At 66.2% G+C, this 13,816-nt stretch carries 13 protein-coding genes; 8 read left to right on the top strand and 5 right to left on the bottom strand.

The genetic code is table 11. From position 1 onward, the window contains the following. Position 1: 1 nt before the first annotated feature. From AWY79_RS15060 to AWY79_RS19435, 3 genes are read right to left on the bottom strand one after another with little or no spacing between them, the layout of a single operon-like run. The gene (locus AWY79_RS15060) at positions 2-550 is read right to left on the bottom strand and encodes a hypothetical protein (RefSeq protein ID WP_066805746.1); all 549 of its coding nucleotides are present in this window, start codon (positions 548-550) and stop codon (positions 2-4) included. Between the two features lie 2 nt (positions 551-552). Then, complete coding sequence (locus tag AWY79_RS19440) at positions 553-1,152, bottom strand: alkaline phosphatase family protein (protein WP_233491056.1); 600 nt, start codon at positions 1,150-1,152, stop codon at positions 553-555. A gap of 46 nt (positions 1,153-1,198) precedes the next feature. Beyond that, a complete protein-coding gene (locus AWY79_RS19435) occupies positions 1,199-1,876 on the bottom strand; it encodes an alkaline phosphatase family protein (protein WP_233490935.1) in 678 nt (225 codons plus the stop codon). A 94-nt stretch (positions 1,877-1,970) separates the two neighbouring features. Between AWY79_RS19435 and AWY79_RS15050 the strand changes: the two genes are divergently transcribed. Beyond that, positions 1,971-2,573, top strand: a complete 603-nt coding sequence (locus AWY79_RS15050) for a PHP domain-containing protein (RefSeq protein ID WP_066805743.1) — start codon at positions 1,971-1,973, stop codon at positions 2,571-2,573. Positions 2,574-2,585: 12 nt separating this feature from the next. Here AWY79_RS15050 and AWY79_RS15045 read toward each other — a convergent pair whose 3' ends face one another. After that, a complete protein-coding gene (locus AWY79_RS15045; RefSeq protein ID WP_078063802.1) occupies positions 2,586-3,143 on the bottom strand; it encodes a BON domain-containing protein in 558 nt (185 codons plus the stop codon). 146 nt (positions 3,144-3,289) lie between these two features. On the opposite strand from AWY79_RS15045, the gene AWY79_RS15040 reads away from it, so the two are divergent. From AWY79_RS15040 to AWY79_RS15025, 4 genes are all read left to right on the top strand, one after another. After that, a complete protein-coding gene (locus tag AWY79_RS15040; RefSeq protein WP_066805740.1) occupies positions 3,290-4,270 on the top strand; it encodes a DnaJ C-terminal domain-containing protein in 981 nt (326 codons plus the stop codon). Positions 4,271-4,280: 10 nt separating this feature from the next. Continuing rightward, positions 4,281-4,616, top strand: coding sequence for a chaperone modulator CbpM (locus AWY79_RS15035; RefSeq protein ID WP_199533822.1), 336 nt, complete (start codon positions 4,281-4,283; stop codon positions 4,614-4,616). A gap of 27 nt (positions 4,617-4,643) precedes the next feature. After that, positions 4,644-7,241, top strand: coding sequence for an ATP-dependent chaperone ClpB (clpB, locus tag AWY79_RS15030; protein ID WP_066805737.1), 2,598 nt, complete (start codon positions 4,644-4,646; stop codon positions 7,239-7,241). Positions 7,242-7,386: 145 nt separating this feature from the next. Continuing rightward, the gene (locus AWY79_RS15025) at positions 7,387-8,538 is read left to right on the top strand and encodes a multidrug effflux MFS transporter (RefSeq protein WP_066805734.1); all 1,152 of its coding nucleotides are present in this window, start codon (positions 7,387-7,389) and stop codon (positions 8,536-8,538) included. 76 nt (positions 8,539-8,614) lie between these two features. Here AWY79_RS15025 and AWY79_RS15020 read toward each other — a convergent pair whose 3' ends face one another. After that, a complete protein-coding gene (locus AWY79_RS15020) occupies positions 8,615-9,637 on the bottom strand; it encodes a YheT family hydrolase (protein ID WP_233490934.1) in 1,023 nt (340 codons plus the stop codon). An 82-nt stretch (positions 9,638-9,719) separates the two neighbouring features. Between AWY79_RS15020 and AWY79_RS15015 the strand changes: the two genes are divergently transcribed. The 3 genes from AWY79_RS15015 (at position 9,720) to dnaK (ending at position 13,709) form a co-directional block, all read left to right on the top strand. Continuing rightward, positions 9,720-10,925 (top strand): aminopeptidase, encoded by a 1,206-nt coding sequence (locus AWY79_RS15015; protein WP_199533821.1) that lies wholly within the window; start codon positions 9,720-9,722, stop codon positions 10,923-10,925. Positions 10,926-11,076: 151 nt separating this feature from the next. Further along, a complete protein-coding gene (locus AWY79_RS15010) occupies positions 11,077-11,700 on the top strand; it encodes a nucleotide exchange factor GrpE (RefSeq protein ID WP_078063800.1) in 624 nt (207 codons plus the stop codon). A 101-nt stretch (positions 11,701-11,801) separates the two neighbouring features. Continuing rightward, positions 11,802-13,709: a molecular chaperone DnaK gene (gene dnaK, locus AWY79_RS15005; RefSeq protein WP_066805731.1), complete on the top strand. Its 1,908-nt coding sequence runs from the start codon at positions 11,802-11,804 to the stop codon at positions 13,707-13,709. Positions 13,710-13,816 lie beyond the last annotated feature (107 nt).

The following is a 13,816-nucleotide window of genomic DNA, read 5'->3' as shown; positions in this document are numbered from 1 at the left end:
GCTAGTTGCCGTTGAATCGGTCCTTTAGCCTCCATTTTTCCACCAGCGCCGCCACCGAGGGCGGGACCAGGCTTTGCCACTCGCCCCCGTCGCGGATGGCCGCGCGCACGTCCGTCCCCTTGATGCCCTTCTCGTCCTCGGGCCGCTCCCACATGACGTGGGTCGCCAGCCCCAATCCTTTCAGCCGCGCGAGCTTCTCCCGTCCCCAGTCGTCGTAGATGGTCAGGTAGAAGACCGCGTCCCCGGGTGCGCTCTGCCGGATCAGCTCGGGCCGGTTGATGGGAAAGGGGACCACGGAAAAGGAATGGCGGTCCACCCCGGCCTCGACCATGGCCGCCTCGATCATGGCCTTGCGCTCCTCGAAGGTCAGCGGGTTGCTCTCGGCGGTGGACCGTTCCGGGTTGGTCGGCTCGTCGCGGATGGAGTCCGCGTCCGGGTTGGTGATCCCGATGACCAGCCGCTCGCAGAGCGCCTTCCCGGCCAGCAGGTAGACGAGGTGGTCGTTGTGCAGAACCTGGAACCGTCCGTGGATGAAGCCGAGTGGGTGCATGCCTATTCCTTGGGATCGAGGATGAAGGGGGGATGGTCGCCGGGCCAGTATTCCACCTGGTCCGGGGAGTCGTGGATGCCCGCCAGCCGGGCGCGGTCCAGGAGGTTGAGGACCGAGAACAGGAACTCGCGGCCGCGCATGCAGCCGAGCGCGCCCCCGGCCGCCGAGACCTCGTCGAAGCGGGTGACCTGGTCGCGCCGCACGCCCTCGCCCGCGAAGAGCAGGGGGACCGGCTCGCCGGAGTGGATGAGCGGCCCGCAGCTCGGGGTGGAGTGGTCGGCGGTCACGGCCAGGAGGACGCGCGGGTCGTCGGTGAGCCGCTCCGCCACCTCGGCCAGCCCACGGTCCAGGGACTCGATGACCCGGACCTTGGCCAGGGGGTCCTTGGTGTGGGCCGCTTGGTCCGGGGTCTTGGTGTGGACGTGAATGAAGTCGAAGTCGTCCAGCCGGTCGAGCGCGGTGCGCACGCGATCGGCCAGGTCCGCGCCCGGATCGCCGGTGTCCGGCGCGTTCGAAAAGTCCATGCCCAGGAACCGGGCCAGCCCGGCGAACAGGACTCCGCTGGTGATGCACAGGCCGCGCAGCCCGTAGCGCGCCCCCATGGACGGGCAGGGGACCAGCCGTCCGGCGCGCTGGGTGACCAGCCCGTCAGCCGGGACCTGCCCGGCCTCGGCCCGCTCGCGGTTGAACGGCAGGGCCGCCAGGGTGCGGTGGGCGTGCAGGAGGTAGGCGCGCAGCGCGTCCGCCGTGCGCAGTGCGGCCGGATCGTCGGCGTGGGAGCTGCGGGGCAGGGGCGGGGGGCAGGAGCCGCCCGTCCACCATGGGGTTGGTGTCCGTGACAAAGGGGGAGACGTCCCCGCGCAGGACCAGGACCCCGAACAGCCCGCCCACCGGGTGCAGGGAGATTTCCACGCCGCCGTGCTCGAAGCGGTCCACGGACCGGAACAGTGTTTCGCGCTCCTCGGGCGAGACCTTGACCTTGTCGCGGAGCAGCACCAGCCGGTCGTCCCGGTCCGGGCCGATGTGGGCGAAGTGGGTCAGCACGGCCACGTCGTCCGGGCCGAGGGCAAGCCCCGCGCCCAGGGCCTCCAGCGGGCCGCGTCCGGGAAACTCGCCGGGCAGCCCGCCGAACAGGGCGAAGTGGGCGTTCTCCGAGGGCAGGGGCTGGCCGAAGAAGGTGGCGTGGTAGAGGCCGTTGGCCCCGGCGGCGGCCAGCCGGTCCAGGCAGGGCGTGTGCGCGGCCTGGAGCGGGGTCAGCCCGCCCAGTTGCGGGTGGGAGCGGTCGCCCAGGCCGTCGAGCAGGATCAGGATGCAGCGTTTATCCATGGCGTGTTCCGATATAGGGAAATTCTATGATCCGCATGTGTATCCATAAATACAATCGCATTGCAATCACCGCAAGCAGGGGTAGTATGCAATAATGCTCATCGATCTGCACGTCCATTCCACCTGCTCCCAATGCTCGGTGCTCCGGCCCGGCGAGATCCTCGCCCACGCCCGCGCCATGGGGTTGGACGGCGTATGCATCACGGACCACGACACCATGGCCGTCCGCTCCCAGCTGCGGGAGGGGTTCCAGCCGGACGGGCTGCTGGTCATCGTGGGCATGGAATACGCCACACCCCAGGGCGACTACCTGGTCTTCGGGAACCTCGATTCCCTGCCGGGCGGCCTGGGGGCCGAACCCCTGCTGGAGCGGGTCCGCTCCCTGGGCGGCGCGGTCGTGTCCGCCCACCCCTGCCGGACCCTGCGGCCCGCCGATCCCGCCGTCCTGGCGGGCGGGCTGTGCTCTGCGGCCGAGGTCGAGAACGGGCGCAACTCCAGGGCGGAGAACCTCCTCGGGCTGCGGCTGGCCGTGCGCCACGGGCTGAGCCAGGTGGCCGGGTCCGACGCCCACACCCTCGAGGAGCTGGGCCGTTGCCCCACGCGGTTCTCCGTGCCGGTGGCCAGCGCCGCCGATCTGGCGGACGCCCTCAACCGGGGGCTTTGCCGTCCCTTCTCCGAAAACCGTTCCGCCGCCTGATCTCCCCATCCGCTACTTGCTCGGGATGAGGAAGGACGTGACCTTCTTCACTCCCTTCACGCCCCTGGCCACCTTCACGGCCAGGGCGGCGTCCGCCTTTGACCGGACCATGCCCAGCAAAACCACCTCGCCGTCCATGACTTCCTGCTCGATCTGGGTGGCGCTCAGGTCGCCCTCGGCGATGAGGTCCGTGCGCACCTTGGCCGCGATCTCCAGGTCGTCGGCGGTGGTGTCGGTCTCCTTCTTGAAGTAGTCGGTGACCTTGCCCACGTTCTCGGTCCCCTTGGCGGTCCGTATGGCGAAGGCCCGGAAGTCCTTGTCGTCGATGGCTCCCACCAGATAGACGTGACCCAGGAAGCAGTATACGTGCACCTTGAGCGCCAGTTTCGAGTCCTTGTCCGCCAGGGTCCCCTTGATGGACAGGGAAATCTTGTTGTCCGAGGCCTGGTCGCCCACGCTGCGTTCGTCGCGGGCCGAGCCGTAGATGGCCCCCCATGGGGTCCAGGCGGCGGAACCCAGGGCCAGGCAAAGAATCGTCAGGCAGGCCGCGAGCCGGAATGGGTTGTTCATGAACGCCTCCTTTTCGCTTTGTGGATAACTCTGTGGAAAGTATGATTCGGAATCCGTTTTCGGTCTTGACACCCCGTACAGGCAGATTACTTTAGGTGAGCATCGGTAAAATTATTATTTCGTCTGCATGAAGGAAAACGATTCTAATGGAATATAGAGACTATTACAAACTTCTCGGCGTGTCCCGTTCCGCGTCCAAGGAAGAGATCGGCAAGGCCTTCAAGAAGCTGGCCCGCAAGTACCACCCCGATCTCAACCCCAACGACGAGGGCGCGGAGGCCAAGTTCAAGGAAATCAACGAGGCCTACGAAGTCCTCAAGGACGAGAAGAAGCGGAAGCTCTATGACCAGTTCGGCTCCAACTGGGAGCACGGGCAGAATTTCCAGCCCCCGCCGGGCTACGAGAACGTCCATTTCGGCGGCTCCGGATTCGGCGGTGGCGGCGGAGGCTTCTCCGACTTCTTCGAGACCATCTTCGGCGGTGGCGGCGGAGGCGGCTCCTTCCGTGGCGGCTTCCAGTCCGGCGGGTTCTCCCAGGGCGACTTCGGCGGCTATCAGCAGCGTCCCCGCAGGGGGGCGGACTCCGAGGCGTCCTACGAGCTGTCGCTGGAAGAGGCCTTCCGAGGCGGCAAGAAGACCATCTCGCTCCAGGAGCAGACCGCCGGTCCCGACGGGTTCCCGCGCATGACCACCAAGACCCTGGAGGTCAACGTGCCCGCGGGCATCAAGGACGGCCAGAAGATCCGGTTGGCGGGCCAGGGCAATCCCGGCCTGAACGGCGGCTCCAAGGGCGACCTGTACCTGAAGATCAAGCTCATGCCGCACGCCATGTTCAAGGTGTCGGATTCGGACGTGGTCCTGGACCTCGCCCTGACCCCGTGGGAAGCGGCGCTCGGCACCACCCTGCGCGTGCCCACCCTGGACGGCGCGGTGGAGATGAAGATTCCGCCCGGCATCGGTTCCGGCAAGAAACTGCGCATCAAGGGCCGCGGGCTCGGCTCCGGCTCCCGCAAGGGAGACCAGTTCGTGCGCATCATGATCCAGGTCCCCGAACGCCTCACCACCGAGGAGCGGGACCTGATGGAAAAGCTGCGCGACGTGTCCCAATTCAAGCCGAGAAGCTTCTAGAGGTAGGACGATGACCACCAAGAAATTGCAGGAAATGATCATGCACATGCCGGGCCTGAACCTGCCCGAGCGGAGCGAATACGTGGCCTGGGCCCAACTGGTCCAGCTGACCTCCATCCAGTCCGACGAGATCGGCGAACTGGTGGACCTGGGCTGGATCAGCCCCAAGAAGACCGGGTCGGAGGAATACCTCTTCCGACTGCGCGACGTGTACCGCATCCACAAGCTCATGCGGCTGGTGCACGACCTGGAGGTCTCGGTCTACGGCGGGTCCATCATCGTGGACCTGATGGAGCGGATAGAAGAACTGGAAAAGGAAGTCGTGGAACTCAAGCGACTGATATAAATATACATTACGTGAGGAGGTAACCGTATGGATCCCAATACCTTTACGCGAAAAACACAGGAAGCCGTGTCCGAGGCCCAGAACCTGGCCATTCGGAGCGGACACCAACAGATAGACTGCGAACACCTCATGCACGCCCTGGTGGCCCAGGAGCAGGGCTTGGCGGGACAGATCCTGCGCAAGCTCGGCGTGGCCCCGGACGGGTATCTCGGGGCCATCGACGCCGAGATCGCCAAGCTCCCCCGCGTGACCGGCTCGGGCGCGCGCCCGGACCAGATCGTGGTCACCCAGCGCATGCAGAAGCTGCTGGTGGCCGCCGACGACATGCGCAAGCGGATGAAGGACGAGTACGTCTCCGTGGAGCATCTCTTCGTGGCCCTGATGGACGAGTCCGGCAACACCGGCGTGGGCCGCGTGAACAAGCAGTTCGGTTTGGACAAGAACAAGGTCCTGGCCGCCCTGGAAGAGGTGCGCGGCAAGCAGCGCGTGACCTCCGACAACCCGGAGGCGACCTACGACTCGCTGAAGAAGTACGGCCGCGACCTCGTGGAGGAGGCGCGCTCCGGCAAGCTCGACCCGGTCATTGGCCGCGACGGCGAGATCCGGCGCGTCATCCGCATCCTGTCCCGCCGCACCAAGAACAACCCGGTGCTCATCGGCGAGGCGGGCGTGGGCAAGACGGCCATCGCCGAGGGGCTGGCCCAGCGCATCGTCAAGGGCGACGTGCCCGAGGGGCTCAAGGACAAGACCGTGTTTTCCCTGGACATGTCCGCGCTCATCGCGGGCGCCAAGTACCGGGGCGAGTTCGAGGAACGGCTCAAGGCCGTGCTCAAGGAGGTCGCCGAGTCCGCCGGGCAGATCGTCATGTTCATCGACGAGCTGCACACCATCGTGGGCGCGGGCAAGACCGACGGAGCCATGGACGCGGGCAACATCCTGAAGCCCATGCTGGCGCGCGGCGAGCTGCACTGCATCGGCGCGACCACGCTCGACGAGTACCGCAAGTACATCGAGAAGGACCCGGCGCTGGAACGCCGCTTCCAGACCGTGCTGGTCGAGGAGCCGTCGGTGGAGGACACCATCTCCATCCTGCGCGGGCTGCGCGAGCGGTTCGAGGTGCATCACGGCGTGCGCATCGCGGACGCGGCCATCGTGGAGGCGGCGGTGCTCTCCAACCGGTACATCACCGACCGCCAGCTCCCGGACAAGGCCATCGACCTCATTGACGAAGCCGCCGCCCTGATCCGCACCGAGATCGATTCCCAGCCCTACGAGCTGGACAAGGCCAACCGCCAGATAATGCAGCTGGAGATCGAGCGCGAGGCGCTCAAGCGCGAATCCGACAAGGGGTCGCGCGACCGGCTGGCCGAGCTGGAGAAGAAGCTGGCCGAACTCAAGGAATCCCAGTCCGCGCTGCTGGCCCAGTGGGAGAACGAGAAGTCCTCCATCGAGCGGCTGCGCTCGCTGAAGGGCGAGATCGAGAACGTCCGCCGCGAGATCGACGAGGCCAAGCGGATTCCCGACTACAACCGCGCCGCCGAGCTGGAATACGGCAGGCTGCCGCAGTTGGAGAAGGAGCTGAATCAGCGCAACGAGGCGCTGGAGACCGGCGACGGCCCGCGCATGGTCAAGGAGGAGGTCGGCCCGGACGACATCGCCCAGGTCATCGCCAAGTGGACCGGCATTCCCGTCTCCCGGCTGATGGAAGGGGAGCGCGAGAAGCTGCTGCGGCTGTCCGACGTCCTGCACGAGCGGGTCATCGGCCAGGACCAGGCTGTCCAGGCCGTGGCCGACGCGGTGCTGCGCGCCCGCGCGGGCCTCAAGAACCCGACCCGGCCCATCGGCTCGTTCATTTTCCTCGGCCCCACGGGCGTGGGCAAGACCGAGCTGTGCAAGACCCTGGCCGCTGCCCTGTTCGACACCGAGGACAACATGGTCCGCATCGACATGTCGGAGTACATGGAGAAGCACACCGTGGCGCGGCTCATCGGCGCGCCTCCGGGCTACGTGGGCTATGACGAGGGCGGCCAGCTGACCGAGGCCGTGCGGCGCAAGCCGTACTCGGTCATCCTGTTCGACGAGATCGAGAAGGCGCACCACGACGTGTTCAACGTCCTGCTCCAGATCCTCGACGACGGGCGGCTGACGGACTCCCACGGGCGGACCGTGGACTTCAAGAACACCATCGTGATCATGACCTCCAACCTCGGGGCGGAGTTCATGCTCGACGGCATCGACGAGCAGGGCGAGTTCAAGCCCGGCGTGGAGGACCAGGTCCGCGAGGTCCTGCGCCGCCACTTCCGGCCGGAGTTCCTGAACCGCGTGGACGAGACCGTGCTCTTCCGGCCCCTGACCCAGGACCAGCTGGTGGGCATCATCGACCTGCTGGCCGCCGGGCTGCGCAGCCGTCTGGCCGATCGCAAGATCGGCCTGGTCCTGACCGACCGGGCCAAGGGGTTCATCGCCCAGTCCGCCTACGACCCGTCCTTCGGCGCGCGCCCGCTGCACCGGTATCTCCAGCACAACCTGGAGACCCCGCTGGCCCGCAAGCTCATCGGCGGCGAACTGACCGACGGCGACACCGTCACCGTGGACGAGCGCGACGGCGCGCTGGTCTTCGACTAGGCCCTCGAATCACGATCATCCGGGGCCGGCGTCCGCAGGGACGCCGGCCCCTTTTCTTTTGGCACGCACGGGCCCGCCGCCAATCACCGCTTGACATCGGGCGGTTCTTTCTTGAAAGTTGCGCCTTCAACTTTTTGAGGAGCCGATGCCCAATCTGATCCTGCTTTCCCTGCTGGCGGCCTTTCCGCCGTTGTCCACGGACATGTACCTTCCGGCCATCCCGACGTTGCAGGCCCTGTGGGGAGTGTCCTTCGCCACGGTGAACCTGTCGCTGGTCCTGTTCATGGCGACCTTCAGCGTGTTCCTGCTGATCCACGGCCCGCTGTCCGACCGGTTCGGGCGCAGGCCGGTGCTCATGGTCGGCATTTTTCTGTTCATCGCCGGGACGAGCCTGTGCGCGGCCTCCCAGTCCATCGCCATGCTGCTGGCGGGGCGCTGCGTCCAGGCGGCGGGGGCGGCGGCCGCGTCCTCCCTGGCCCTGGCCCTGTCCAAGGACCTCTATTCCGGTCAGGAGCGCCAGAAGATCCTGGCCTACATCGGGGTGATCATGGCCTTCGCGCCCATGCTGGCCCCGACCATCGGCGGGCTGATGCTCAAGTTCGCGTCCTGGCGGCTGATCTTCGTCTCCCAGTCCTGCCTGGCCCTGGTCGGCCTGTACGGGGTATACAAGCTCAAGGAGCCGGTGACCCGGTTCACGAGCGGCGGGTTCCTGGCCGTGGCCGGACGCTACCTGACCGTGGCCCGCAACCTGCCGTTCATGGTCCTGTCCCTGGGGTTCGCCCTGATGGTCCTGCCGCACTTCGCCTTCATCGGCGGGTCCACGGACATCTACATGAACCGGTTCGGCCTGTCCGAGGACGTCTTCGGCTATTACTTCGGGTTCAACGCCCTGGGCTTCATGCTCGGCTCCCTGGCCTGCACCCGGCTGGCGGGCGTGTACAAGCCCCTGCACATGCTCTATTTCACCATCGGGACCTTCTTCCTGGGCGGGGTGCTGATGCTCGTCCTGGGCGGCGACACCCCATATACCGTGGCCGCCGCCATGATCTGCATCACCTTCTCGGTGGGCTTCTCGCGGCCCATCTCCAATTCCATGATCCTGGACCAGGTGGACACGGACGTGGGCGCGGCCTCCGGCATCCTGACCTTCGAGATTTTCATGATCGCGGCCGTGGCCATGCAGCTCATCTCCCTGGACTGGGCGGACAAGCCCATGCTCATCGGCATGGGGGCCATGATCAGCGCCCTGGTCCCCCTGGCGGCCCTGCAACTGGTCAAGAAGCGGTGCCGGTTCTGACCGCTCCTCGCCGGAACGAAAAACGCCCCCTCGCGGAACAATCCGCAAGGGGGCGTTTTCGTTTCCACGGGCGGGATCAGCGGGGCAGCCCGGCCAGGAACGTTTCGGCCCGCCGCTCGGACCAGTAGACGTTCTCCCGGTTGCGGAGCACGAACCCGACGTGGCCGCCGCAGACCGGCATCTCCAGGAACAGGCTCGGGTTGGACATGGCCTCCTGCACCGGGAAGCAGGAGGGCGACAGGAACGGGTCGTTCTGCGCGTTGACCAGCAGGGCGGGCACCCGGATGTCGCGCAGGAACTGGAGGCTGGACGCCTTGGCATAGTAGTCGGCGGCGTCCGCGAACCCGCCTACCGGCGCGGTGAACCGGTCGTCGAAATCGCGCAGGGTGCGGATTCCCTTGAGCCGCTCGGCGCGGACCACGTCCGGGAACCGTTCGCCCTTTTCGCGCATCTTCCGGCGCAGGCCGCGCATGAAATATTCGAAATACACGCGGCGGCCGGAGATGATCCTTTCCGCCGCGTCCAGGTCGCAGGGCACCGAGAACACGGCGGCTCCGGCCACCTCGCCGGGCACGCGGCCCGGGTCTTCGCCCAGGTACTTGAGGATCTGGTTGCCGCCCATGGAAAAGCCGATCAGGACCACGCGGGAATAGCGCCCGGCGGACAGGCAGTGGAGGATGATCTCGTGCAGGTCGTCGGTCTCGCCGGAGTGGTAGGAGCGGGCCAGCCGGTTCGGCTCCTCGCTGCACCCGCGCTGGGACCAGCAGACCGCGTCCCAGCCCAGCCGGGTGGCCGCGGCGGCCATGCCGAGCACGTATTTGCGCCGCGAGTTGCCCTCCAGGCCGTGGCTGACGATGACCAGCCCGGACGGGTCGCCCGCGCGGCTGCGGTGCCAGTCCATGTCCAGGAAGTCGCCGTCCGCCAGCTCCACGCGCTCCGGTTCGGGCGCGGTCAGCGGGTTGAGCCGGAACAGGGGCGGGTACAGGGTCGCCAGGTCGCCGGAGCCGAAGGGGAAGGGGGGGGCGTAGTCGGGAATGGGGAGTACGGGCATGGGACCGGTGTACGACCGGTCGGTCCGGATGTAAAGGGGCGCGGCCACGGGAAAACGGTTGCCCGGACACCCCTTCCTTGGCTACCCTGGAAGGACCGCCGCGCCAATGCCGCGGAACAAGGGAGCCACTGTGCCGCTGTACGAACAGATAGACATGGAGAACTACGCCGAGGTCCTGACCTGGGCGCTGGCCGAATCCAGGGAGCGCCCGCTGCGCAACGGCGAGCCGGTGCTCATCCGCTACGACATCCCCGGCCTGGCCCTGGCCGAGGCGGTCTACTCCCGGCTCATGGACATGCACCTCTCCCCGGTGACCATGGCCAACCCCACGCCCTACATGGAGATGGAGCGCTACCTGAACTCCAGCTACGGCCAGCTCCTGTTTCAGCAGCCCGGCCTGGCCGAGCTCTATTCCCAGGTGGGCGGGGTCATCAACATCATCGCCCCGGAGGAGCTGACCCACCTCCAGACCGTGGACCCGCGGACCATCGCCGAGGCCAGGCGGGCCGACACGCCCAACCGGCGCATCCTCCAGCGGCGCAGGCAGTCCGGGGCCATGGGCTGGACCACCTGCATCTATCCCACCGAGGCCCTGGCCGAGGCGTCCGGCATGACCCTGGACGAGTACGCCAAGGCGCTCCTGCGCGCCTGCTGGCTGAACATGCCCGACCCGGTGCGCGAGTGGCGGCGGATGCAGCGCGAGGTGGGCGAGCTCGGCGCCTGGCTCGACGGGCTGGCCATCGACCGGCTCAAGGTGGAGTCCGAGAACGCGGACCTGACCGTGGGCATGGGCGAGAACCGCCGGTTTGTGGGCGTGAACGGGGCCAACATCCCGGGCTACGAGATCTACGTGGCCCCGGACTCGCGCAAGGTGGACGGAATCTACTACGCGGACCAGCCGACCCTGCGCTACGGGCGGCTGCTCTTCGGCCTCTCCCTTGAGTTCTCCGGGGGCATCGCCACCACGGTGGAGGCCGAGCGGGGCGCGACCTTCGTCCAGCAGCAGCTTTATTCGGACGCGGGCGCGCGCCGGGTGGGGGAGTTCTCCCTGACCGACAAGCGGTTCTCGCGCGTGGACCGGTTCATGGCCCATACCCTGCTCGACGAGAACTTCGGCGGCGAGCACGGCAACTGCCACATCGCCCTGGGCGGCTCGGTCCTGGAGAGCTTCGCCGGCCCGGCCGAAATGCTCACCCCGGAGCTGGAATACGAGCTGGGCTTCAACAGCTCGGACATGCACTGGGACCTGGTCAACACCCAGCCCAAGCGGGTCACGGCCTGGCTCAAGGACGGCACCCCCAAGCTGATCTACGAGAACGGCGAGTTCCGCCTCTGATCCCCGCATGAATCGTCCCTGTCCGCTTCCGGGCGGTTTTTCTTGTCATACCGGTTATTGACAACCTTATCCCCATGCTTATTTTCCCCACAGGTCTCGCTGCCTGCGGGGCTTTCCAAACTACAATTCGACTTCCAAGGATTTGATTTTCATGGCGAAAAATAGAAACGACGTGCCCATCAACGGCCTTTACGACGACGAGGGCAAGATCTTCGGCGAGGAACAGGCGGCGGAAGGGGGCCAGGCCCCGGACCAGGCCGACGAGGCGGGCGAGACCGAGGTCTCCCTGAGCCGCGAGGAGCTGGCCGCCCTGTGCAAGGAATCCATCTGTCCCGGCTGCGACGTGTTCAAGGAGGCGGAGTCCATTCGGCTGCGCGCCCTGGCCGATTCCGAGAACGTCAAGAAGCGGCTGCTGCGCGAAACCGAGGAGATGAAGAAGTATGCGGGCGAGTCCGTCCTGGCCGACCTGCTGCCCATCCTCGACAACCTGGACCTGGCCCTGGCCCACACGGACGGGCTGTCCGCCGAGTGCAAGAATTTCGTCATCGGCGTGGACATGACCCGCAAGCTGTTCGTCGACGCGGTCAAGGGCCACGGCCTGGAAGTGGTGCAGGCCGCCAAGGGCGCGGACTTCGACCCCGAGGTGCACGACGCCGTGGGGACCGTTCAGGAGCCCGGCCTCGGCGACAACCAGATCGCCCAGGTGATCCAGAACGGCTATCGCCTCAAGGGTCGGCTGCTGCGTCCGGCCAAGGTGATGGTCAACAAGCCGTAGTTTTTTTGACGCTCCGGCCTTTACAAGCCGAATCGCGTGATTATTGAAGAAAGTAACGAAAATTCACGTACAATTCGCTGATATATTTTAGGAGGAATAATATGGGTAAAATCATAGGGATCGACTTGGGAACCACCAACTCCTGCGTTTACGTCATGGAGGGCAAGGACCCCAAATGCATCACCAACCCCGAAGGGGGCCGGACCACCCCGTCCGTGGTCGCCTTTACCGATAAGGAACGGCTGGTCGGCGACATCGCCAAGCGTCAGTCCGTGACCAACCCCGAAAAGACCGTTTTCGCCATCAAGCGCCTCATGGGCCGCTCTTCGGACGCGCCCGAGGTCAAGAAGTGGCAGCAGCACTGTCCCTACAAGATCGTGGCCGGCAACGGCAACGACGCCTGGGTCGAGATCGACGGCAAGAAATACTCTCCGCCCGAAGTCTCCGCCATGATCCTGCAGAAGCTCAAGAAGGACGCCGAGATCTACCTGGGCGAGCCGGTCACCGAAGCGGTCATCACCGTTCCGGCCTACTTCAACGACTCCCAGCGCCAGGCCACCAAGGACGCGGGCAAGATCGCGGGCCTCGAGGTCAAGCGCATCATCAACGAGCCCACCGCCGCGTCCCTGGCCTACGGCTTCGACAAGAAGGCCAACGAGAAGATCGCGGTCTTCGACCTCGGCGGCGGCACCTTCGACATCTCCATCCTGGAAGTGGGCGACAACGTCGTGGAAGTGCGCGCCACCAACGGCGACACCTTCCTGGGCGGCGAGGACTTCGACCACCGGATCATCGAGTACCTGGTGGACGAGTTCAAGAAGGAGAACGGCATCGACCTGTCCAAGGACCGCATGGCCCTGCAGCGCCTCAAGGAGGCCGCCGAAAAGGCCAAGCACGAGCTTTCCTCCTCCATGGAGACCGAAGTCAATCTGCCGTTCATCACCGCCGACCAGAACGGGCCCAAGCACATGATGGTCAAGATCAGCCGCGGCAAGCTCGAAAAGCTCGTCGATGACCTGGTGGACCGCACCGTCGAACCGTGCCGCAAGGCGCTGAAGGACGCCGGCCTGTCCGCCGCCGACATCGACGAGGTCATCCTCGTGGGCGGCATGACCCGCATGCCCCTGGTCCAGGAGAAGGTGAAGTCCTTCTTCGGCAAGGAGCCCAACCGCTCCGTGAACCCGGACGAGGTCGTGTCCATGGGCGCGGCCATCCAGGGCGGCATCCTGGCGGGCGACGTCAAGGACGTCCTGCTCCTCGACGTGACCCCGCTGTCGCTGGGCATCGAGACCATGGGCGGCGTGATGACGCACCTCATCGAGCGCAACACGACCATCCCGACCAAGAAGTCCCAGGTGTTCACCACCGCATCCGACAACCAGCCGTCGGTGTCCATCCGGGTCTTCCAGGGCGAGCGCCCCATGTGCGCGGACAACAAGCTGCTCGGCAACTTCGAGCTGACCGGCATTCCGCCGGCGCCGCGCGGCGTGCCGCAGATCGAGGTCTCCTTCGACATCGACGCCAACGGCATCGTCCACGTCAACGCCAAGGACCTGGGCACCGGACGCGAGCAGTCCATCCAGATCACCGCCAGCTCGGGCCTGTCCGACGACGAGATCCAGCAGATGGTCAAGGACGCCGAGGCCCACGCCGACGAGGACAAGAAGAAGCAGAAGCTCATCGAGACCCGCAACCAGGCCGATACCCTGGTCTACACCTCCGAGAAGTCCCTGCGCGACCTCGGCGACAAGGTGGACGCCACCCTCAAGGCGGACATCGAGTCCAAGATCGAGGCCGTGAAGAAGGCCCTGGAGACCGACGACGAGACCGAGATCAAGGCCAAGGCCGACGAGCTCGCCCAGTCTTCCCACAAGCTGGCCGAACAGCTCTACGCCCAGCAGAACGCCGAGCAGGCCGGTCCCGGCCCCGAGGCCGCCGCAGGCGCGGCCGGTTCGTCCGCCAAGGATGACGACGACGTGGTGGACGCAGACTACACCGAGGTCAAGTAGTTCGGCTTGCCTTCAAAGGCCAAGCGAAGTATAGCATTACCCGGTCCGCATTGCTGCGGGCCGGGTTTTTTTATCTGGCCGAGGGCTACCGCCGAGGCCGAACCGAC

The organism is Pseudodesulfovibrio indicus (assembly GCF_001563225.1).
In the GTDB taxonomy this organism is placed as follows: domain Bacteria; phylum Desulfobacterota; class Desulfovibrionia; order Desulfovibrionales; family Desulfovibrionaceae; genus Pseudodesulfovibrio; species Pseudodesulfovibrio indicus.
This window is presented reverse-complemented; position numbering and strand designations above follow the sequence as displayed.

Coding starts and splice junctions, on each gene's coding strand:
- AWY79_RS15060 (WP_066805746.1), bottom strand. CDS start 550: ATGCACCCACTCGGCTTCATCCACGGACGGTTCCAGGTTCTGCACAAC.
- AWY79_RS19440 (WP_233491056.1), bottom strand. CDS start 1,152: ATGGGGGCGCGCTACGGGCTGCGCGGCCTGTGCATCACCAGCGGAGTC.
- AWY79_RS19435 (WP_233490935.1), bottom strand. CDS start 1,876: ATGGATAAACGCTGCATCCTGATCCTGCTCGACGGCCTGGGCGACCGC.
- AWY79_RS15050 (WP_066805743.1), top strand. CDS start 1,971: ATGCTCATCGATCTGCACGTCCATTCCACCTGCTCCCAATGCTCGGTG.
- AWY79_RS15045 (WP_078063802.1), bottom strand. CDS start 3,143: ATGAACAACCCATTCCGGCTCGCGGCCTGCCTGACGATTCTTTGCCTG.
- AWY79_RS15040 (WP_066805740.1), top strand. CDS start 3,290: ATGGAATATAGAGACTATTACAAACTTCTCGGCGTGTCCCGTTCCGCG.
- AWY79_RS15035 (WP_199533822.1), top strand. CDS start 4,281: ATGACCACCAAGAAATTGCAGGAAATGATCATGCACATGCCGGGCCTG.
- clpB (WP_066805737.1), top strand. CDS start 4,644: ATGGATCCCAATACCTTTACGCGAAAAACACAGGAAGCCGTGTCCGAG.
- AWY79_RS15025 (WP_066805734.1), top strand. CDS start 7,387: ATGCCCAATCTGATCCTGCTTTCCCTGCTGGCGGCCTTTCCGCCGTTG.
- AWY79_RS15010 (WP_078063800.1), top strand. CDS start 11,077: ATGGCGAAAAATAGAAACGACGTGCCCATCAACGGCCTTTACGACGAC.
- dnaK (WP_066805731.1), top strand. CDS start 11,802: ATGGGTAAAATCATAGGGATCGACTTGGGAACCACCAACTCCTGCGTT.